This window comes from Olleya marilimosa CAM030 (assembly GCF_000518485.1).
GTDB lineage: Bacteria > Bacteroidota > Bacteroidia > Flavobacteriales > Flavobacteriaceae > Olleya > Olleya marilimosa.
Genome location: NZ_JADR01000028.1, coordinates 1 through 1,067, shown reverse-complemented (window position 1 = coordinate 1,067; position 1,067 = coordinate 1). Strand labels below are relative to the sequence as shown.

At 37.3% G+C, this 1,067-nt stretch carries 1 pseudogene; it reads right to left on the bottom strand.

From position 1 onward, the window contains the following. A pseudogene (locus M890_RS16880) lies at positions 1-1,067 on the bottom strand (hypothetical protein); the annotation flags it as partial.

Sequence of the window (1,067 nt, the reverse complement as noted above, 5' to 3'; positions counted from 1 at the left end):
CTTCCTGTTTCTCCTGGAAGGGTTACGCTTTCTAATTGCCACTCAAACGTGTAATCCGTCGTGTTTAATCCTGTGTCTAATACTGGTGTATTAACCACTTCTGTTCCGTTTGTATTAACACATAATAAATAAGTGTCATCTAAATCAAACTCTGGTAATGGATTAACTTGTAATGTGATCTCTGCAGTGTCATAACATACTGAGCTGTCTGCTTGATTATCTAATACGCCATCGCCATCAATATCTACTGCATCTGCAATACCATCGCCATCAATGTCTACTTCATCAATTAAACCATCTGCATCTGTGTCTGTTCCGTCTGATAGTCCATCGCCATCTACGTCTATTAGATCAAAGACACCATCTAAATCGGTATCAATTGTATCTATTGTTCCGTCTCCATTAAAATCTATACCTGTTGTTCCTAATCCTGCTAGGTCGATAGCTAATGGTAACACTGTCATAGTGTTGTTATCTACACGTACATAAATGACTTGTGGATTTACAGTGTTTTCATATATAAATGGAAGTGCATTGGTTGCTGCATCAGCATCCGCTTGGGTTGCGTAATAGCTTACAATGTAATTTGCTGGATCTTGTCCATCTAACACGTCTGGATTTAATGTTAATAAATCAAATTGTGCGCTATCATCCGTTGTATCACCATCGGTTTCCATATTGTCATCACAAATCTGATATACGATTGGTACTAGGTCTGGATTGGCTTGTGCAGCTTCCTGAACTTCAATATTAAACGTAGTTGTGGTATCACAGCCTGTTAGGGTATTGGTGATATTAACGTATATGGTTTGTGGGTTACTTGTATTGGTATATGGACTGCTTAATGCATTCATTGCCATATCTGCTTCACCTTGAGTTTCGTGATAGGTTACAATAAAGATTGTTCCGTCTTGTCCATTTAGGATTTCTGGGGTTTTACTTTCTAAATCAAATCCATATTGTCCATCATTAAATAATTCGCAATAGATATAATCTTCTATTGGACTAACTACTGGTAATGGATTTACTGTAATGTCAAAACTTACTATGGTATAACATCCTGTTCC